This is a genomic window from Streptomyces sp. RLA012 (assembly GCF_056270325.1).
The window spans coordinates 10,403,074-10,421,150 of record NZ_JBWDPA010000002.1; the positions used below are offsets into that span (position 1 = coordinate 10,403,074).

At 67.9% G+C, this 18,077-nt stretch carries 20 protein-coding genes and 3 pseudogenes; 4 read left to right on the forward strand and 19 right to left on the reverse strand.

Annotated elements, in window-relative coordinates; genetic code table 11:
• Positions 1–65 precede the first annotated feature (65 nt).
• Positions 66–1,536, forward strand: a pseudogene (locus RV986_RS47280) (fibronectin type III domain-containing protein); the annotation flags it as partial.
• Between the two features lie 201 nt (positions 1,537–1,737).
• Here RV986_RS47280 and RV986_RS47285 read toward each other — a convergent pair.
• On the reverse strand, positions 1,738–2,109 hold the full coding sequence (locus RV986_RS47285) for a hypothetical protein (RefSeq protein ID WP_475923264.1): 372 nt from the start codon (positions 2,107–2,109) through the stop codon (positions 1,738–1,740).
• A 16-nt stretch (positions 2,110–2,125) separates the two neighbouring features.
• Between RV986_RS47285 and RV986_RS47290 the strand changes: the two are divergent.
• Positions 2,126–2,410 (forward strand): annotated as a pseudogene (locus RV986_RS47290) (helix-turn-helix domain-containing protein); the annotation flags it as partial.
• 227 nt (positions 2,411–2,637) lie between these two features.
• Here the strand turns inward: RV986_RS47290 and RV986_RS47295 are convergent.
• The 6 genes from RV986_RS47295 to RV986_RS47320 form a co-directional block, all read right to left on the reverse strand.
• Entirely contained in the window at positions 2,638–2,874 is a 237-nt protein-coding gene (locus tag RV986_RS47295; protein WP_475924756.1) for a hypothetical protein, read from the reverse strand.
• 539 nt (positions 2,875–3,413) lie between these two features.
• Positions 3,414–3,665, reverse strand: a complete 252-nt coding sequence (locus RV986_RS47300; RefSeq protein WP_475923265.1) for a CDGSH iron-sulfur domain-containing protein — start codon at positions 3,663–3,665, stop codon at positions 3,414–3,416.
• On the reverse strand, positions 3,646–4,299 hold the full coding sequence (locus RV986_RS47305; RefSeq protein WP_475923266.1) for a HemK2/MTQ2 family protein methyltransferase: 654 nt from the start codon (positions 4,297–4,299) through the stop codon (positions 3,646–3,648). The genes RV986_RS47300 and RV986_RS47305 overlap by 20 nt, the downstream gene beginning before the upstream one ends.
• 62 nt (positions 4,300–4,361) lie before the next feature.
• Positions 4,362–5,351 carry an iron-containing redox enzyme family protein gene (locus tag RV986_RS47310; protein ID WP_475923267.1) on the reverse strand — a complete coding sequence of 330 codons (990 nt, stop codon included), beginning with the start codon at positions 5,349–5,351 and terminating at the stop codon, positions 4,362–4,364.
• 385 nt (positions 5,352–5,736) lie between these two features.
• A complete protein-coding gene (locus tag RV986_RS47315) occupies positions 5,737–6,123 on the reverse strand; it encodes a hypothetical protein (protein WP_475923268.1) in 387 nt (128 codons plus the stop codon).
• 103 nt (positions 6,124–6,226) lie between these two features.
• Positions 6,227–7,759, reverse strand: coding sequence for an FAD-dependent oxidoreductase (locus RV986_RS47320; protein ID WP_475923269.1), 1,533 nt, complete (start codon positions 7,757–7,759; stop codon positions 6,227–6,229).
• 1,044 nt (positions 7,760–8,803) lie between these two features.
• Here RV986_RS47320 and RV986_RS47325 point away from each other — a divergent pair.
• On the forward strand, positions 8,804–10,084 hold the full coding sequence (locus RV986_RS47325; RefSeq protein ID WP_475923270.1) for a preATP grasp domain-containing protein: 1,281 nt from the start codon (positions 8,804–8,806) through the stop codon (positions 10,082–10,084).
• On the opposite strand, the gene RV986_RS47330 is transcribed toward RV986_RS47325, so the two are convergent.
• The 12 genes and pseudogenes from RV986_RS47330 to RV986_RS47385 form a co-directional block, all read right to left on the reverse strand.
• Positions 10,000–11,343 carry a phytoene desaturase family protein gene (locus RV986_RS47330; RefSeq protein WP_475923271.1) on the reverse strand — a complete coding sequence of 448 codons (1,344 nt, stop codon included), beginning with the start codon at positions 11,341–11,343 and terminating at the stop codon, positions 10,000–10,002. The two genes, RV986_RS47325 and RV986_RS47330, sit on opposite strands and share 85 nt — an antisense overlap.
• A gap of 32 nt (positions 11,344–11,375) precedes the next feature.
• Positions 11,376–11,648 (reverse strand): FAD-dependent oxidoreductase, encoded by a 273-nt coding sequence (locus RV986_RS47335; RefSeq protein WP_475923272.1) that lies wholly within the window; start codon positions 11,646–11,648, stop codon positions 11,376–11,378.
• Complete coding sequence (locus tag RV986_RS47340) at positions 11,641–12,093, reverse strand: SRPBCC family protein (protein ID WP_475923273.1); 453 nt, start codon at positions 12,091–12,093, stop codon at positions 11,641–11,643. Before RV986_RS47340 ends, RV986_RS47335 begins: the two co-directional genes overlap by 8 nt.
• A 302-nt stretch (positions 12,094–12,395) precedes the next feature.
• A complete protein-coding gene (locus RV986_RS47345; protein WP_475923274.1) occupies positions 12,396–12,869 on the reverse strand; it encodes a hemerythrin domain-containing protein in 474 nt (157 codons plus the stop codon).
• 253 nt (positions 12,870–13,122) lie between these two features.
• Entirely contained in the window at positions 13,123–13,533 is a 411-nt protein-coding gene (locus tag RV986_RS47350; RefSeq protein WP_475923275.1) for a gas vesicle protein K, read from the reverse strand.
• Positions 13,523–13,765: a gas vesicle protein gene (locus RV986_RS47355; protein WP_475923276.1), complete on the reverse strand. Its 243-nt coding sequence runs from the start codon at positions 13,763–13,765 to the stop codon at positions 13,523–13,525. Before RV986_RS47355 ends, RV986_RS47350 begins: the two co-directional genes overlap by 11 nt.
• Complete coding sequence (locus RV986_RS47360) at positions 13,762–14,583, reverse strand: GvpL/GvpF family gas vesicle protein (protein ID WP_475923277.1); 822 nt, start codon at positions 14,581–14,583, stop codon at positions 13,762–13,764. The genes RV986_RS47355 and RV986_RS47360 overlap by 4 nt, the downstream gene beginning before the upstream one ends.
• Positions 14,576–14,983, reverse strand: a complete 408-nt coding sequence (locus RV986_RS47365; protein ID WP_475923278.1) for a gas vesicle protein — start codon at positions 14,981–14,983, stop codon at positions 14,576–14,578. The genes RV986_RS47360 and RV986_RS47365 overlap by 8 nt, the downstream gene beginning before the upstream one ends.
• 39 nt (positions 14,984–15,022) lie before the next feature.
• Positions 15,023–15,265: a gas vesicle protein GvpG gene (locus tag RV986_RS47370; protein ID WP_475923279.1), complete on the reverse strand. Its 243-nt coding sequence runs from the start codon at positions 15,263–15,265 to the stop codon at positions 15,023–15,025.
• Between the two features lie 10 nt (positions 15,266–15,275).
• Positions 15,276–15,989, reverse strand: a complete 714-nt coding sequence (locus RV986_RS47375; protein WP_475923280.1) for a GvpL/GvpF family gas vesicle protein — start codon at positions 15,987–15,989, stop codon at positions 15,276–15,278.
• A gap of 26 nt (positions 15,990–16,015) precedes the next feature.
• Positions 16,016–16,488: pseudogene (locus RV986_RS47380) on the reverse strand (gas vesicle structural protein GvpA).
• A 28-nt stretch (positions 16,489–16,516) separates the two neighbouring features.
• The gene (locus RV986_RS47385) at positions 16,517–16,867 is read right to left on the reverse strand and encodes a gas vesicle protein GvpO (protein WP_475923281.1); all 351 of its coding nucleotides are present in this window, start codon (positions 16,865–16,867) and stop codon (positions 16,517–16,519) included.
• A 260-nt stretch (positions 16,868–17,127) separates the two neighbouring features.
• Here RV986_RS47385 and RV986_RS47390 point away from each other — a divergent pair, with 260 nt between their 5' ends.
• Positions 17,128–18,075 (forward strand): histone protein, encoded by a 948-nt coding sequence (locus tag RV986_RS47390; protein WP_475923282.1) that lies wholly within the window; start codon positions 17,128–17,130, stop codon positions 18,073–18,075.
• The last annotated feature ends 2 nt before the right edge of the window (positions 18,076–18,077 follow it).

Genomic DNA, 18,077 nt, shown 5'->3' on the forward strand with positions numbered 1-18,077 from the left:
CCTGACTTGATGGTGCCGCCGAGCGCAGGTGCGCTCGGCGGCACCGACCACCGAAAGGAGTCGAGATGGGTGTCACACGCAGAGTCTTCTTGAGGGTCGCGATCGCGGCCACCGCGGTGGGAACCGTGGGAGCGACCGAGACCGTACTCGCCCAGGCCGCGTCGGCGCCAGCCCGCCGGGCGACGTGGTCGGCAAGATCAGCGTCGGCTACCAGGGCTGGTTCGCCTGCATCGGCGACGGCGCGCCCATCAACGGCTGGTGGCACTGGACCCAGAACTGGGGCCAGCCGCCGTCCCCGACCAACACCGGCATCAGTTGCTGGCCCGATGTGCGGGAGTACACCAACACGTACCAGACGTCGTACGCCGCCCTGGGCAACGGCCGGCCCGCCAAGCTGTTCTCCTCCTACGACCAGCAGACGGTGAACACCCATTTCCTGTGGATGCAGCAGAACAACATCGACACCGCGGCACTCCAGCGCTTCAACCCCACCGGCGGCGAGGGCCCCACCCGCGACGCCATGGCGACCAAGGTGCGCAGCGCCGCCGAGTCGTACGGCCGGAAGTTCTACATCATGTACGACGTCTCCAACTGGACGAACATGCAGTCCGAGATCAAGACGGACTGGACGAACAAGATGTCCGCGCACACCGCGTCCTCGGCGTACGCGAAGCAGAACGGCAAGCCGGTCGTCTGCATCTGGGGCTTCGGCTTCGACGACCCCAACCATCCCTTCACCGCCGATGCCTGCCTCGACGTCGTCAACTGGTTCAAGGGACAGGGCTGTTACGTCATCGGCGGCGTCCCGCGCGAATGGCGGACCGGCACCGGGGGATCACGGGCCGGCTATCTGGGCGTTTATCACGCCTTCAACATGATCTCGCCGTGGATGGTCGGCGCCATCGGGAATGTGACCGAGGCCGACAACGCCTACAAAACACCTACACCGTCGGCGACCAGGCCGACTGCAACGCCAACGGCATCGACTACCAGCCCTGCGTCCTGCCCGGCGACGTCTCCGGCCGGCAGCGCGCGCACGGCGACTTCATGTGGCGGCAGTTCTACAACGTGGTGCGGGCCGGGGTGCAGGGCATCTACATCTCGATGTTCGACGAGTACAACGAGGGCAACCAGATCGCCAAGACCGCCGAGACCCAGGCATGGGTGCCCACCAACTCCGGCTTCCTCGCCCTCGACGAGGACGGCACCGCCTGCTCGTCCGACTACTACCTGCGCCTGACCGGCGACGGCGGCCGCATGCTCAAAGGCCAGCTGGCACTGACCGCCACCCGCCCCACCCAGCCGACCCTCCCCACCGGTGGTGACACCACACCGCCCACCGCGCCGGGCGCACTGACCGTCACCGGGCACACCAGCAACTCGGTCTCGCTGGCCTGGAACCCGTCGACCGACAACGTCGGCGTGACCGGCTACCGGATCCTTCAGGTGTCCGGCTCGACCAGCACACAGGTGGGCACCACCAGCGCCGCCTCGTTCACTGTCACCGGACTCGGCGCGTCCACGGCGTACACCTTCAGCCGTCCGTAGACCCGTGCGCCCGCGCCCCGTGCGGAATGCCGTCTTCTTGCCTGTCTGCTGCCTCGTTGCCGGGCGGGGCGGTGTGCGCATACTTCGGGAGGCCGCGACCGGGGGGATCGCATGGGGCAGGCTGCTCGTCGTAGCTGTACGTCTCTCCGCAACCCCCGCCGCGTGGCGGATGATGTGCCTGCTCGGCTTCTATACGGGGCTGCGCTGGGGCGAACTCTCCGGCTGCACCGACACCGCATCGATCAGCGCCGCTCGCGCCTGTTCGTGGTGGAGGTCAACACCCGGAGCAGCGGCATCAAGGAGTATCCGAAGAGTTCCAAGAGCCGTAGGGAAGTCCCGCTCCCGCCCCATGCTCTGGAGGCCCTCGAACGTCACATCCACCGGCTGGAGCGTGACGCCGTGGTCTTCACCACCGTCACCAAGGGCCGTGCCCGACGCCTCCTTGCCGACAGCAACTGGCGCCGCCAGACCTGGTGGCCGGCCGTCGACGGCGCCCACTACTTCGACAGCGACGGCGAGCGACAGCTCGTCCCGCACTATCCGCTGCACTCGATGCGTCACACCTGCGCCTCCTGGCTTGGGTGGACGGGAAGCGCTGCGTTCCCAGGGGCCCCCGGGCTACGACTGCCGGCTCGGCCCCGGCCTGCAGGCCAGGCTCGCCGTCTGGCTGGAAGAAGGGCCGACTGCGCACGGCTGGAGGGACGACCAGGTGTGGACCGCCGCAGGGGTGCGCACACTGATCGGGCGGAAGTTTCACCTCTCCTGCAGCGTCTCCGGGGTGACCCGGCTGCTGCACCGCATGGGCTTCAGCGTGCAGATGCCCGCCCGGCCCGCCGCCGAACGGGACAAGGCGGCGCTCAGTCAGTGCGGCCGGGTACGTGCGACTGTCAGGCCATGGCGGATCAGTGGACTGAATGGTTGTCCAGGCCATGCCTTTCGCCGTACGGGCAGACGGGGGCGGTGGACCATTTGTGATGCGCGGAATGGCCGGTTTGGCCGACCGGCGATCCCGAGCTATGTGGCTCCGCTTCGAGTCGCCTGGGGTTGGGCACGCAGCATCAACAGGACGCTCGGGCTGGTCCGCCCCAGCTATGCCAGAACCGACGATTTGGCATGCAGGTTCGTGATCAGGCCGTCGGCGTTGACGGTCGCTTGTTCGGTGCCCCTCCTGGCCACCAGGGGGCCGTCGGCCGTGCGTCCCGCTGCTATGAAACGGACCTCGAGGGTGCCGTCTTCGAGCACCGTGGTCGTCCAAACGTGCTTGTTGTCGGCCGCATGCGAGAAAAAGAGTCGGTAGAACTCCATGATTGCGGCCAGGCCGGTCACCGGCTCGAGCTCTTCTAGTCGATTCTCCCCACGCGCTCCCCAGCACGGTCCATACTCCCCAGGTTGCCCCCAGGGATGAACTCGTGCCGCGGGCAGTGGCGGCGACAGAAGCCGGTCCGCCTGAGTGGAGTTCAGGCGATCCCGGCGGCTGCTCGGGAGGCGTCCGCGCTCAAGCCGGGGCGCGATGGACCGGTGGACTGGCCCGGCCGCGGCGGCCAGTCGCTTCGACCGCGGGTACGGCGTGGTGCACAGCCTCTCTCCGGCCGTGCGGGACGGGCCGGCGCCGGGTGCCGACGCGTTGGCGACGGCACCGGGACTGCCGCGCAGCGTGGCGCGGGGGTCTCGCGGGCGAGGCGACGGTGATGGGCTGGTCGAGGCAGCGGCTGAGGCCCTCGGCGAGCGCAGTAGCCCGGAGTTTCGTGCTGAGCACGGACGTCGGGCCGTCTTCCGCGTGTGCCGGACCTGGTCGGCGGCCTGCGCACGGCGATGTGCGATGCCGGGCTTGCCGGGGCCGGCGGAGAAGTGAGCGTTGGCGTGGGTCAGGGATTGGGTTCCGGTGTCGCCTCGGGCCCCGGACTGTCTGATTGGCTCGGCCTGGCGGGCCTGCGATGGCTGGTGTCGCACCACGGGTAGGTGCGGCTGCGGCGGCAGGTGCACAGGGCTACGCAGAATCGGTCGGACGACACGGTGGTGCCGTCGTCCAGGGTGACTTCGACAGGGCCTTCAACGAGTAGGGGTCCTGCGCGCTGTGCTGTGATGCGGCGGCGTCGTTCAGCGGAGTCGTTCGGCACGGATGATCACCAGCTCTTCCTTCTCGTCGTCGTTTTCCAGCAGGCCGCGGCTTCGCAGCCAACTGCTTCGGGAGCGAAGGATGGGCCCGACCGCGATGTAGCGGTGTTCCACGGCGTCTGCGTTCAGGCCTGCCGCCCGAAGCAGTCTCAGCGTCTCTTCCACGCTGCTCAGGGCGGACTGGACGAGGAGGAGAACTCCACCGGGCCGAAGGAGCGCGGGTGCGTCCCGGCATATGCGGTCCAGCAGAAGTCGGCCGTCATAGCCCGCGTCCCAGGACCGGGCGGCGCCGCGGCGGGGGCAGCCAGAGTCGGGTGAGGGTACGTACGGCGGGTTGGACAGGACGAGATCGAAAGATCGGCCTGACACCGGAGCCAGCAGGTTGCCGCGCATGACACGCAGCGGAAGTCGCGCCAACGCCGCGTTGACCTTGGCGTTGAGAACCGCCCGCCAGGAGATGTCGACGGCTGTGACCTTCGCGCCCAGCCGTGCGGCGGCCAAAGCAACAGCTCCTGTACCCGTGCCGATGTCGAGGACGTGAGCCTGCGGGGGGAGGGGTTCCTGACGCAGGGATTGAACAAGCAGATCGGTGTCGTCCTGCGGGGCGTAGACACCGGGAAGAGCAAGGAGAGTCATGGGGGTTTCATCTCCGGTTCTCGGGGGGCGTCGGAGAACCTGTTCGGGGCCGGGCCGGCTGGTCAGACGGGCGTACGCAACGATGACTCGCCTGCCCGCCACGCACCGAGGAGTCGTTCGGCAAGTCGGTCCTCGACGTAGCTGGTGGCGTCCACGCCGAACGCGACGTCACCGTCCAGGTGGGGTTCTTCTTCGAGGAGGCCCGCCACGACTTCCCGGCGCACGACCTGCTCATGTACGGCGTCGGCCTCGACGTGCTCGTCGTAGAAGTGCTCGGCGGCCGGTCCCGCGCCGGTGCGCCGCATGGCCTGAGCGAGCCGCCGCGAACCGGGCGACGAGGTGATCTCGACGGTGGCGAAGTGACCTACCAACGCGCCTCTCAGGGCGCGGTGCAGTCCGAAGAGGGACATCAGGTTCACGACGGCGAGTGCCTCGGCCCCGGCAGAGTCGAGATAGCGCCCGTAAGTGGCGTCCAGGCCGAGGTCGGCCATGAGGTCGGCGAACAGCCGCGCGTGCACACGATCCGCCCGGCCGCCGCCGAACTCGTCGAACTCCACGGCTGCCATTCCGGCCTTCGCCCGGCCCCACAGGCGGGGCAGCACCCAAGCGTGCGGATCGGCCTCCTTGAGGTGGTACAGCGAACGCTGTGCGGCGTATTCGCGCAGTTGCCACAGCTCCCCGTCGTCTTGGAGGTAGTGGGTGACCCCGGTGCCGCCCATGGGCTCGACGAGCAGCTCGTCCAGCGCCTCGGCGGCGCGTTCATGCCGTGTCGCCTGGTGGCGCAGGGCCTTGAGGAAGGGGCGCTCCAGGGCTGCCCGGGCCTTGAGCAGGTCGGGGTCCCATTCACGGGCGGCGTCCACGTCGGCGAAACCCCGGTAGTGCAGCTCGTAACAGAGATAGAGGCCGAGCTGCCAGTCCTCGCCGAAGGGGGATGCGTCTGCAATCGCCGTATCGTCGGGAGGCGGCCCTGTACTTCTCAAGTACTCAGCAATCGCCGTCGAAATCCTGCCCCGACTCGGGGGCAATGGCGGTTCTTTCGACCAGAAATCCATGTGTACGGAGTACCCGTGATCCAGAACGTCTCACATGGCCGCTCTTCTCCGCGGCTGGACCGAGGCCACCGCTCTCCTGCTGGGTTCAGTCGGAGGACGGCGGCAATGTGCCCAGCGGCCCGAGGTCGAGGACCTCCGTCGTCAGTCCGTACTGGGCGCACAGGTCGCTCATGCGGCCGTGGAGAAGCATGAGAGCGGCTGCCGAACAGCTCAGGCCGGTGGCGGGTCGGAGAGGCTCCCGCACATGCGGGCCTGCTCGGAGTGGACGCCGCTGACGCGGTGGAGCGGGCCGACTTCAGAGGGGACCGAAAGGTGGTGTCGCCACCGGTCCGGCCCGCGGCATCCTGACGGCTTCGGACGGTCGGGATCTCGGCGCCTCATAGTATTAGCCTGGGCGGCGTCGGGATGGTGGGTCCTGGGGGTCGACGCCGGTCGTCGCGGAGGCGTCCTTGGTGCCGCTGGGGCGCTGGGAGCGACCCCTGCGGCCCGTGTCCCGTCGGCCTTTTTCGTCCTTGTCGGCGTACTCCTCGCCGCGTGCGGTGTCGCTTTTCACCGTGTCGCCCGGTACGGACTTCGTCTCTTCCTTGGACTTCGTCCGTCCCGGGCCTTTCCCGCCGCCGTGCTCGGCGGTGCGGAAGGAACGGTGGGCGCTGGGGTTGTCCTGCTGACGTGTCTCGTCCACGTCGGGAGACCAACCGTGCTGCTGGGTGCCCTCGTGCCGGCTCGGGCCTTGTCCGTGGGGTGGTTCGGATGCGTGTGGCTTCTTCGCCATGAGTCGACCTGCTTTCGACGAGGGCGATGCTTGTGCGTCGCCATGTAGGGAAATTGTCCCTCTTTGCGTATGTGGTGTATCTGGCACCTACCTCGCGTCGCGACTACTCCGGGATGTCGCGCTGTTCCAGAGGGCGTACTGCAGGACCCTGGAGGATCCGTCCGTCCGGGGCGAAGCGCGATCCGTGACATGGGCACTCCCATGTCTGCTCCGCGTGGTTGAAGGACACGATGCAGCCGAGGTGGGTGCAGCGGGCCGAGACCGCCTGGAGCGAGCCGCTTTCGTCCCGGTGGACGGCGTACTGCCGGGTGCCCAGGCGCACCACGGTGCCGTGGCCCGGGGGGATGCCGTCCGGTGCGGGGCTGGTCGCGGGCGATATCCGGTCGCCGATGAAGTGCCGGGCCACGTGGGCCTGATGCTTCAGGAACGACGTCCCTTCGTGGAAAACGGAGGCCAGGCGGCGCGGGTCGTAGAGGTTGCTCCAGGCGGCCGGGCGGCCGTTGATCAGGTCGCTGAGCAGACTGCCCGCCATGATGCCGCCGCTCAGGCCCCAGCCCCCGAAGCCGGTGGCCACGTACGTGTGCCGACTGCGGGGGTGGAGCGGTCCGACCAGAGGGACGGAGTCGGTGGGGTCGTTGTCCTGCGTGGCCCAGCGATGGGTGAAGGTGAGCCCGGCGAAGCGGTCGTCGGCCCAGTCCGACAGCCGTGCGAACCGCTCCTCCACGTCCGCGGTGCCGGGCGCGAAGTGTTCCCCGGTGACGATCAGCAGGCGTTTGCCGTCCCCGTACGGTGCGCTGCGCACCGAGCGCGTGGCCTGTTCCGGCGTGATGTACATGTCCCGCGGGGCGCGGTCCTCGTCGATGGTCGCGGCGACGACGAGTTCGCGGCGTGGGCTGAGGCGGGTGAAGAGGAGGGCCCGGTCGAAGATCGGGTAGTGGGTGGCGATCACGACCTCGTCGGCGCGCACCGACACACCGGTGTTGGTGCGCAGGACGCAGGGTTCGCCCTCGGCGAGGCCGACGACGCGTGTTCCCTCGTACACCGTGCCGCCGCGTCGGCGCAGGTCTTCGGCGAGCGCCAGCAGGTACTTACGGGGATGGAACTGCGCCTGCCCGCTCGCCCGGACCGCGCCGGCGATCGCGAAGGGCAGGTCGGTCTCGGTGACGAACTCGGCCGCCAGACCCGCCTCACGTGCGGCTTCGGCCTCCGCCCGCAGCTCGCCGGTGCGCCGCGGATCCTCGGCGTAGGTGCAGGCCGCCGCCTCCTCCCACTCGCAGTCGATGCCGAGCTCGTCGACGATCTCGCGGGCGTGGCGGATCGCCGCGGTCTGCGAGCGCGCGTACAGGCGTGCGCCTGCGAGGCCGCGAGTGCGGCGCAGGTGGTCGTAGACCAGGGTGTGCAGGGCGGTCAGTTTGGCCGTCGTGTGGCCGGTGACCCCGGCGGCGACGCGATCGGCCTCCAGGACGGCCACCTCGCGTCCCTGCCGGACCAGCTCCCAGGCCGTGCTGAGTCCGGCGATGCCGGCGCCGACTACGGCAACGTCGACGGTGAGGTCACCGGACGGCGGGGGAGCGGGGTCGCCGGGCGGCGCGGACTCCAGCCAGTAGGACCCCAGGGTTCCTGTCTTGGCGCTCATGGCGGCCGAGTGCCCCTCGTGGTGAACGATATGCCCGATATCTGGGTATTCGTTTCCTCGTGCATAGCCCGTAGCCCCGGTGCTGACCGCGAGCACCGGCGGGCGTCACGAATCGTTCCGGGCGATCCTGGATTAGGCACCGTCGTCCGGGAAAGGGTGGTCCAGGATGGTTCGGAAGTAGGGCGGGCCCTCTCTGTCAGCCCCGGATGCGGAGGCTGTGCCGTGTGCGAGGAGTCGTCCGCCAGCGCACCAGCAGAACGGCGTCCGACGGGGGTTACAGCGCAACCGGCGAGAGGCCGACCCGGCCGGGTGCGCTCGTCGGCTTTTCGGGTCGGCCAGGGGACACTGCTGAATGATGTCGAGCCCGCCAGCCGCCTCGTCGGTGACCTGGCCGAGATGGTCCGGGACGATGGGGGTGGCCTGGTGTGTCTCCTCCATCGCGGTGACCACCGTTCGAAGCAGGGAGCCGAAGCCGAGGCGGAGGAAGCCGGGCAGGTCTTTGAGCCCCTTGCTGTTCGATGACGTAGTTCAGAGCGCGCGTGATGGGGCGCAGGTTGTCCAGGCAGTGCCGGGCGACGGTGACAACTCTCGGGCCCGGGAAAGCGCCTCGGCAGCTCCGTCGACGCTTGGGCGAGGGTTGGGAGACTGTTCTCCTCCTCCGCCCTTGATGCTTCGATGAAAGGCTTACCCGTCGCGGGAGCCTCGCGCTCATGGCCGCGACCATGGTCTTCACGCTGAGGAGCAGGTCAACTCGCTTGCTACTCGACGCCCGCACGCCTTGCCGAACGGAATCGGATGCGTGCACGACCGTCGATTTCGCTCTTTCTGGCGTCCTGTGCCATCTCAGCACGATGTCTCACCTCCCCGTGCCGTTTGCCCTGTTGAGGAGTGGCAATTGTGCAAGACCGGCCTCGGCGTGACCGCGGTGAGGGAAGAAAGGGGGAGGTACATGCACGGGCTGGACAGAGCCTCGTCGGAGCTGACGCCCATGGAAGGCGTGATTCGGATGCGCACGGGAGTCGGCGATGAGGGAGCGGCACACCGGTGAGTAAGGGAAGTGCTTTGATTTTTTTTGCGAACTTTCTTTCGGACCTAGCAGTGGATCTCGACGAGGGCGAGGTGCTGGCTGAGTGGGCACAGCAGGCGCCGCGCAAGGCGTGGCTTCTGCGGCCCGGAGACGTACTGGTGAGCCCCGTACCTCTGGGAAGGCAGTTCCTGGAATATGTGACCGGCCTGACGGGGGTGTCCAGCGAGAGCGTGACGGTGATCGCGGTACCGCCAGTCGGTGCCGTCCCCCTGGCGCAGGCGGTACGCCAGGCTGGGCTCACCGACCGACTGCGGGCTCTTGCCGGCGAACCGGGTGCCGTCCTGCTGCCGACAGCGCTGGATGAGTCGGCGATCGGCTTCGCGCGGGATCTCGGCCTCACGGTCCACCCCTACCCCACGGTTGACGACGCCGCGGCCGCGCTGAAAATGACCATGCTGCTGAACACGAAGGCCGGGTTTCGCGAGGTGGCCGAGCGCCTGGGGATGCGACTGCCGACGGGTCAGGTGTGCCGACGCCCCGAGGTGGACGGGGTCGTACGCGAGTTTCTGGGCCAGTACGAGCGAGTGGTGATCAAGCCTGACCGCTCTGCCGGAGGCCACGGGATGCGCTTCGTAGCGCGCGGCGACCTCGAAGGCGGGGCAGCCTTGGAGCTGGATGCGATCGGTGGTCCTGCGGGGATGTGGGTGGTGGAGGAGTGCGTGGACGTGGCCACGTCGGTCAGCATCCAGCTGGAGACCACCACCTCGGGGACGCGAGTCCTGTTCAGCGGTGCGATGCACACAGATCAGGGCTCCTTCACGGGGTACGTTTCTCCGCTGCCGCCTTCCTGCGCGCACGTGGCCGGGGATTTGGAGGAGTGGGGGCTCCAACTGGGCCGCCATCTGGCCGACCACGGCTATGCGGGGCCGTTTGGAGTGGACGCGCTGGTGAGCACGGACGGCGCGGCGTATGCCGACGAGAGCAACATCCGCCGTACCGCGACCACAACGCCCCACACGATGGTCACCCGGCTGACGGCGGGGTCGGCGGTCGCCCGTCCGGCATGGTCGGTGTCCAAGGGGTATACACGACGGCCCTTCTACTTCGATCAAGCCCTCGCCCGGCTGCGGGAACACCGCCTCGCCTTCGACCTGGCACGGGGTGAAGGTGTTGTCCTCTACGTGGATGCGCCGTCGGATGGCCGTTCGTGGCGCTACGCGGTGATCTCTGCCAACGCTGACGGCGTAGGAGAGTGGGATGCCCGGCTGTCCCAAGCCATGGAATTCGAATCGACCTGACCCGATGCCTGCGCAAGCCCTCGGTAGCGGGTTGTCGCGTTTGACGCCGCTCGAATGAGGCGTGCAAGAACGTCCTCAGTTCTGTGCCCCCTGGGCAGGCGGCCGCAGAGGCGAGGTAGAGGCCCTTGACAGGAGTCTCGGGTCGGCCGGTGTCGGGTACGGGGCGGAAGACGGCCTGCTGGTGCAGGGCGGTGGTGCCGTTGTTGATGGCGCCGTTGTGGAGGTTCTCGTTCATGGCCTGGAGAGCGTGCCTGGAGAGCGGTGGGGGCAAGGATCCGGCGAGCGCCGATCAGCGTGCGGAAGCCGGGCGCAAGCCGTTCCACCTGTGCTTCGATGCGGCTGGCCATGGTCTCCTGTTCGCGGGCGTCCCATCGGCCGGTGATGCGGTCGGGGCCTGCGTCGGTGGTGAGGTGCTGCGGAAGGTGGGTGTAGGCCCAGGCCGATTCCGTGCCGACGGGGGAGCGGCTGGGATCGGCCGTGGTCATCTGGCCGACGAGGGCGAACGGTTCGTCGGGAACTTGTCCCATGGCGATCTGGGAGGCGAACCGGGCCAGGCCGTCGATACCGTCGGCCACATGGACCGTCCCCGCCCCGGTGGCCTGCCGTGTGTCCCACGGCACCGGGGCCGTCAGCGCCCAGTCGACTTTGAAAGGCGCGAAGTCCCACCGGAAGCGCTCCAGGTCCCGCAGGAGGCGGGCCGGCAGGTGTTCTTCGCCCACGAGGTCCCGGTAGAGGGCAGGCGCCGACACGTCGGCCGACACGGCCCGCCGCGCCGCGACGGCTTCCCCGACGGCTGTCTCGACACCGAAGGCCGCTCCGCTACGCACGACGACGGATGCGACGTGCTCGCCGCATCGCAGGCTTCCCCCGTGGCGCTGGAGGCGGCTCACGAGCGCCGCCGTCAGGGCGCCGGCGCCGCCGACGGGGACTGGGAATCCATGGCTCTGTCCGAGCATCGACATCAGCCGGCCGAAGCCGCCGCTGCCGGCGGACTCGGGCGCCAGGTCGGCGTGGAGGGCGTTGCCGGCCAGCAGGAGACGTCCTTCTTCTCCTGTGAACTCCTCCTCGCCCAGGCGGCGCACCGGCAGGGACGGGTTGCGGGCGAGCCGAAGGCCTCCTGCAGTGCGGAGCGGGGGAAAGGGCGTGAACATGGCCTGTACCAGGTCCGGCCCGACACGGTTCCACACGTCGTACATGTCCTGCCAGGCGTCTGCGTCGGCCGCTGCGAACTCTGCCAGCCCGGCCGCGGTGTCCTGCACGCGGCGCTCCAGAACGGCGCACCCGCCGTCCCTCAGCGGGTGGGCCGGCACACGCGGGGCATGGCTCCACCGCAGTCCTTCCGCGGCGAGGTCGAGGCGGGCGAGGACCGGTGAGACGGCGGCCAGAGGGTAGAAGGCGCTGAAGAGATCCGAGACGTAGTCGCGGTGGACGCCGCGGTCACTGCGGACCGCGCCCCCGGCTCTTCCTGCGCTTCCAGGACTTCCACGCTCCAGCCGGCATCCACCAGCAGATTCGCGGCCACCAGCCCGTTGGGGCCGGCACCGATCACTACCGCGTCAGGCATGGCGGGCCCCCTCGTGCTGCTGTTCCACGACCCTGGCCAGGCGAGCCAGCATGCCCCGGTGCCGCAGCTGCAGCAGCGCTTCGGTCGCGGGATTATGGAGCACGCCGCCCGGACCGCGCAGGGGGTGCTCGTCGCAGACGACGAGGGTTTCCTCGCCCCACGGCCGGAGCTGGAGGAAGATCCTCGCGGTGCCCAGTGGCTTGAACGAAGCCTCCAGTTCCAGCTCCCTGCCCGTTTCGCTGTGGCGGACGGTCGTGACCCCGTCCGCCGACCAGGGACCCAGCCGCAGGGTGTAACGGATCCGGGAACCGACCTCGGGCCACGCCTGGTCGAGGGGCGTGGACTCGGAGGGTCCCACCACCCACTCCCCGTACCGGGCCGGATCGGCGAGCACTGCCCACACCGCGTCCGGGGAACGACGAATCAGGTGATGACGAACAGCCATACAAGAAAACCTCCTGCCGTAACGGACCGTGTGGAGCGTCCACCGGAGCGGATGCCTATCTGCGGTGCGCCCAGCCGGGCGCACAAGGCTGCGGCATCCCGGTGCCCCGGACCAGCGGCCGAGGGCACTTTTGAGCTGCTGCTTGGTCATACTCGAGCCCGTGGGGGCCGGAGTTGAAGCATGGCGGCGCGGCGCGCACCTCCCGGACATCGATGGCTGAGCCGGGCGGGGGCAGCAGCGGGGAGGGCGGAGGTAGGCCGATGGGTGGTTCCGCCGCGGCAGGCGCCCGGGCCGTGGGCGGTCTACTGGTCGGCGCTGGGAACGCCGAGGGGATCACCGGGGGCCTTCTTCTTGGCCGCTTCCATCTGTTCGCCGAGTTCGGTGAGTCGGTTGCGGCCCATGGCCTTGCGGACGTTGGGGAACCATTCCTTCTCCTCTTCCTCGACGTGGTGGCGGACGTTCTCCATGAGGACGGTCATCTTGGCGTCGAACCGCTCATCGGCCGGGGCGAGGTCCTTGAGCTCGGCAAGCATCCACAGTACGACGTGGTGTTCCTCGACACTTTCCAGCACGTGGTCCTTGGTGTCGGGGGCCGCCTTGCGGGCGGCCGGGTAGAAAATCTTCTCCTCGATCCAGGTGTGGGTGGTGAGCTCCTCGATCACCTGGTCGGCGATCTTCCGCTTCTCGGCGTGCGCGTCGTCGCCGGCCTTCTCGAACTGCTTGAACAGCTTCTCCACCGTTTTGTGGTCTTCCTTGAGCAGCACGATCCCGTCCACGGTTCTTCCTCCACGCCAGCTTCCTCCGGACGACCGGTGCCGCCCAGCGAACCGTGTACCCGCTGCGGCCACGAACCTGGCACAGACGAAGCCCGGTTGGCCCGGAATGATGACCCGAGCTGAGGCGTCTGCCGGTCCGCGGGCCTCGACGAGAGACTGGGCGCGGAAGGACAGCGAAGGCTCTGAGTTCATCGCCGTGCCTCCTTCGCGTATCCACCGCACGGACAGCGGTATTGCCGCGTTGCCGGGGGTTTCAGTCGGAGGGCGGCAGTAGTGTGCCCAGCGGCCCGAGGTCGAGGTTGAGGTCCTCCATGGTCAGTCCGTACTGGGCGCACAGGTCGCTCATACGCTCGTGGAGCAGCATGAGTGTCGTTCCCAGGCGTTCTTCCTGTTCGTTGGTGAGGTCTCCCTGGTCGACGCGGTGCAGGGCCTGCCGTTCCATGAGCTGGCGCAGCAGTTCCACGAGAGTGAGGACGAGCCGGATGAGGTCCCGTTCGACGGTGTCGCGATCGGAGCTGATCCGCCGAGCCGGGGAACGCGAGCCCTTGCCGGCCAGCGGGTCCAAGTCGCGTGGGGCGGCGGGCAGTAGCCGGAAGGCGCGGGCCGCGGCCTCCGCGACCTCGTCGGCGCGGCGCGGCGGCTGGCTCTCTCCCTCAGCTGTCACGGCCGTCGCCTCGCAGCGGGTTGGTCCTCGTCCACGGCGAGGGGTTCTTCTCGCTGATGGAAACGATCAGGGCACGCAGTGAGATACGTACTAGATCGATGTCCGCGATGGACAGTACAACGTCACCGGTGAGGACGACCCCACCGCTCAGAAGTCGGTCCAGCAGATCGATGAGAGCGACCTGCCGCTGAGGCAGGCGCTCTGCTTCCGGCGGAGGGCCAGGCGTGATCACGGGGATGCTCCCTCTGCGGCACCGCCGGATTCACCGAGTGGCATGGCGAAGGAGTACGGAGCCCAGGGGCCGGTGGCGTCGACCCGTACCCCGTCCAGCCCGTCAGCGGCACGCGTCACCGCGGCCAGGAAATCGTCGCAACGCTTCAGGGGCACAAGGTACGCGTCATTGACGACGTTCTCGCCGACGGCGCCGGCCGCGTCAGCGAGAGGACCCTGCTGTACGCGGTGCCGGACACGGTCGGAGGCGTGCTTGTAGCCCGCGGTCTCCACCCGCTCGGCGGCCTTCTGCGCCGCCTGGTACACGGTGTCGCGAACACTTTGCTGTTGTCGGCGGTTACGCAGATAGGCGCGCCCGGGGGGCAGGTCTGACGCGGGAACAGCCGGGGCCACGAGGGCCACAGATGGCTCGACATAGATCTTGACCCCCCATTCGACATGTTCGGAGAGTCGAGCCAGGCGCTCCGCGAACATGGTCCGCCCGGCTTCCAGCACCTCCCGAGCCCGGTTGTCGTCGAGGTAGACGGTTGCCAGGCGCAGCGGAAGGACGGTAGTGCGCTTGCCCAAGGCCTCTATGATGCCGTGGTGAGCGCGGGCCACCGCCTCCAACCACCCCAGGTCCTCGAGATGCTGCTTGAGAGCGTCCTCGTGGAAGTCTTGTGCGGGCACATGGCTCACCACGAGCCCCAACTGAGCTTCGCCGGCCTCGGTGACGAGGCTGACCGGGGTGTCGGCGACGCCCTGGAGCGGCGCGGTTGCCTCTTGCAGTCCCTCAGCGTTGCGTATCACCGCATACGCGTATGTCAGCAGGTCACTCATCGCGAGCACTTCCCCGGCGACGGCTGCCCGTGTCCCGAGGCGCTTCCTCCTCCGCGGGGAGGGCGTTGCCCTGGCGGATGGCATCAATCTCGGCCCGCAACCGGCGGTTCTCCTCGGTCAGTGACTGTTCACCCCTGCTCCGAGAGGAGAGCGCGGGGTCGTGCTCCCACCAGTCGATGCCCATTTCCTTCGCTTTGTCGACGGAGGTGACCAGGAGGCGCAGTTTTATGGTCAACAGCTCGATGTCGAGAAGGTTGATCTGTATGTCGCCCGCGATGACGATGCCCTTGTCGAGTACCCGTTCAAGGATGTCGGCGAGATTCGCGGAGGAGCCCTGCCCGTAGGGTGGGGCTGCTCGGGACGGATAGGAACCAAGCCTGTTGGCCAGGGGTTCAGTCACGGTTGCGGCCTCGTATTCCCTCGTGCCGGATCAGGAGTGTCAGCCCTGCCGATAGGCACGGATCTCCTCCAGCCGGTCGAGCAGTTCGTCCTCGCGCTGGTCGAACGTCTCCTCATCGATGTCCCCCGCGACGAGGAGGCGTTCGAGTGCGGCGAGTTCGCGGTGCACCGGTGCGGGGTCGTAGTACTCGTTCTCGGCTTCCTCCAGGACGCGATCCACGACCCATACGACGCCGCGCACGGGCGCCAGGGGAAGGGTGACGAGCTGTGTGAGCAGTCCCATGAGGATTCCTTCAGACGAAGCTGTAGGGGGGCAGGGGGCCGTTGAGCCGGAAGTCGAAGTCGTCGCCCATCTGATGGGCAACGCTCAACTCGGAGGTGAGGAATGCCTCTTCCTGGTCTTCGGTCACCAGGAACGACACGTTGAGAAAGTCCGAACCCGTCGGCTGGGATGATTCAAGCGTCCGGGCGAAAGGGCGCAGTGCTTCGACCACACCCGCCGCCAGCGCCTCTTGCCGTGCCTGCACCTCTTGGGCGACCAGCTCACCGAGTCGCAGCGATGTGTCGGGGGCGGCGGTGCCGCCGCGGATCTCGTCGTTGAGCTCTCGCGCCACGTCCGACTCCCGCAGGATCTGCCGCAGGAGCGCGTTTTCGTCCTGCGACGCCTTGAGGTGGTACTCGGTGCACCCCTCCAGTACTTGAAGCCTGTCCGTATAGTCCGCGGCATTCTGCTCCAGGGCCAGCAGGACGGCCTCGTCGTTCTCGGCGATGAGGCCGAACCGCATGGGGAGCACAGTGCCGTCAGCCATGAGGCACTCCTGCACTTCCTGGTGGGCGAGGATGTCGCGGCGTTTGGGGCGTAGATCCTCTGGCGCATCGCTGACTACAGCACACAGCTGTCCGGCCGTCACTGCCCGCAAGCCCGCCTGTGACTCACCGACTCCGCCGAATCCGTCGAGGCGGAGCGGGTGCTGCTTGCCGGTGATGGAGTAGATGTATACGGCCATGCTCATTCCTTCTCGCCGGGCGAGCCTTATTCGCGCTCACGTCGGGAGGTGCGCCGAGCCGCCGCCGTCGCCTCTCCACGGGTTCCTTTTCCTTGCCCTCGTCTTCTTCCTCGGCCTCCTCCTCTTCGCCGTCGTCACGGCCGGTGATCCCCTTGAGGGAATCGGTGACCGCTTCCGCCGCGCCGGAGAGGGCCCCCTTGGATTTGCCTTTCGCTCCGCTCTCCACCGTCTCTCCGACGATGTCGGTCAACTGGGCGGGTGCCTTCCTCCCAGTCTCGAGGTCGAGACGGTTGCATGCCTCGGCGAAACGCAAATAGGTGTCGACGCTGGCCACGACGATGCGAGCGTCGATTTTGAGGATTTCGATCCCCACCAGTGACACGCGGACGAAGACGTCGATGACAAGCCCGCGATCCAGAATGAGTTCCAAGACGTCGTAGAGGCTGGTGCCGCCACCACCACGCGCGACACTTCCTCCACTCTGCGGCACCACCGTCATGGTGCCTCCCTTCATGGCCGTTGCGGCCTCAGCCCAGCCGGTCGATCTGACCGCGGCTGTAGCGGCGCGTCCTTCGGTACTCCACCAGGTCGCCTTCCTCGTCCAGCGTCACTCGGTAGGTAGCCATCACGCTGGTGGTTTCGGGGACGCGTTCCAGTTCGAGTACCTCCACGTCGGCCTCCCAACCGGCCTCGGTGGATTTCAGTGCCGAGACGGACTCGGGGGCCCGCCCGAGCAACTCCTGAAGTTGTTCGACGGCGGAACGAATGGCCCAGGCTGCGTTGCCCTTGCCGGCACGGCGCCGGGGGCCACCTGCGGTCCCTCGGTCCGTTCTGCGGCTACTGCTGCTGGATCGTCGCGGGGGTTCTGCTGCGGCCATGGTCTCTCCGGTGGTCGGAGCGCGCCATACTCAACGCACAAACACTATAATTCCATCATATAGAGGCATGTATCGCCGGGCATGGTTGGCTTGAGTGAACCTGCCCGGTGGGGCCACGACCTCGCATGGTGACTGAGTGCTCGCAGCGGGCCGAGAGACGCGTCGTGTGCGATCCGCTTCTGTCTCCATCACTGGTTGGGCAGGGGACGTTGGCCCGTATTCGAGTGTGTTCACCTCCCCTTTCCGAAGGGAACCGGCTCATGAATGACACGACCAAGATCGGCCTCGCCGCCGCGGTCGCAGCTGGCTATGTGCTCGGGCGTACGAAGAAAGGCCGTCTCGCCTTCGGGATGGCAACCTATCTCGCAGGTCGCCGTTTTGGGCTCGAACCGCAGCAGCTGCTGACGGCTGGCCTGCAGAAACTCGGTGACGTTCCTGGAGTAGCCGAGCTGAACGAGCAGGTACGCGGCGAGCTACTGGGCGCCGGACGCAAAGCCCTGGCCGCTACCGCCGACCGGCGCCTCGCCAGCCTCGCTGATTCTCTCCATGAGCGCACGCTGCGCATCGGTGAGAGGAAGGGCGAGGAGGAAGAGGGCGAAGAAGAGCCGGAGGAGGGCGAGGAGCGCTACGAAGACGAGGACGAGACGGAGGGCGAGGAGGAGCCAGAGGAGGAAGAATCAGAGGAAGAGCCTGAGGGGGAATTCGAAGAAGAGGAGGAAGAGGAGGCAGAAGAACCAGAGGCAGAAGCGGAGGCAGAAGAACCAGAGGCAGAAGCGGAGGAGGAAGAAGAGGAACCAGAGGCAGAAGCGGAGGCAGAAGAACCAGAGGCAGAAGCGGAGGAGGAAGAAGAGGAAGAAGAACCGGAGGAGGAGGCTGAGGAGGAACCGCCACGGCGTCGCCGCCCCGTAGCGGGAAGGAAGCGCGCGGCCGGCCCCTCTCCCCGTAGGGCGGCCGCCAAGGAAGCCGCTCCCGCCAGGAAGAGGACTCCCGCGAAGAAGACCGTGGCGGAGAGGCCCCCAGCCAAGAAGACTGCCGCCAAGAAGTCGGCGCCGGCGAAGAAGACCGCAAAGAAGTCTCCACCCCCTGCCAAGAAGGCGGCCGCGAACAGGGCACCGACGAAGAGCGCGTCCGCGAAGAAAGCCCCGTCCAAGAAGGCGGCCCCCGCGAAGAAGGCGACTGCCAAGAAGACTCCCGCGCGGCGGAGGTAGGT

Coding starts and splice junctions, on each gene's coding strand:
- RV986_RS47375 (WP_475923280.1), bottom strand. CDS start 15,989: ATGGCCGTATACATCTACTCCATCACCGGCAAGCAGCACCCGCTCCGC.
- RV986_RS47340 (WP_475923273.1), bottom strand. CDS start 12,093: ATGGCTGTTCGTCATCACCTGATTCGTCGTTCCCCGGACGCGGTGTGG.
- RV986_RS47310 (WP_475923267.1), bottom strand. CDS start 5,351: ATGGATTTCTGGTCGAAAGAACCGCCATTGCCCCCGAGTCGGGGCAGG.
- RV986_RS47335 (WP_475923272.1), bottom strand. CDS start 11,648: ATGCCTGACGCGGTAGTGATCGGTGCCGGCCCCAACGGGCTGGTGGCC.
- RV986_RS47315 (WP_475923268.1), bottom strand. CDS start 6,123: ATGGCGAAGAAGCCACACGCATCCGAACCACCCCACGGACAAGGCCCG.
- RV986_RS47320 (WP_475923269.1), bottom strand. CDS start 7,759: ATGAGCGCCAAGACAGGAACCCTGGGGTCCTACTGGCTGGAGTCCGCG.
- RV986_RS47385 (WP_475923281.1), bottom strand. CDS start 16,867: ATGGCCGCAGCAGAACCCCCGCGACGATCCAGCAGCAGTAGCCGCAGA.
- RV986_RS47370 (WP_475923279.1), bottom strand. CDS start 15,265: ATGGGACTGCTCACACAGCTCGTCACCCTTCCCCTGGCGCCCGTGCGC.
- RV986_RS47390 (WP_475923282.1), top strand. CDS start 17,128: ATGAATGACACGACCAAGATCGGCCTCGCCGCCGCGGTCGCAGCTGGC.
- RV986_RS47360 (WP_475923277.1), bottom strand. CDS start 14,583: ATGAGTGACCTGCTGACATACGCGTATGCGGTGATACGCAACGCTGAG.
- RV986_RS47305 (WP_475923266.1), bottom strand. CDS start 4,299: ATGACTCTCCTTGCTCTTCCCGGTGTCTACGCCCCGCAGGACGACACC.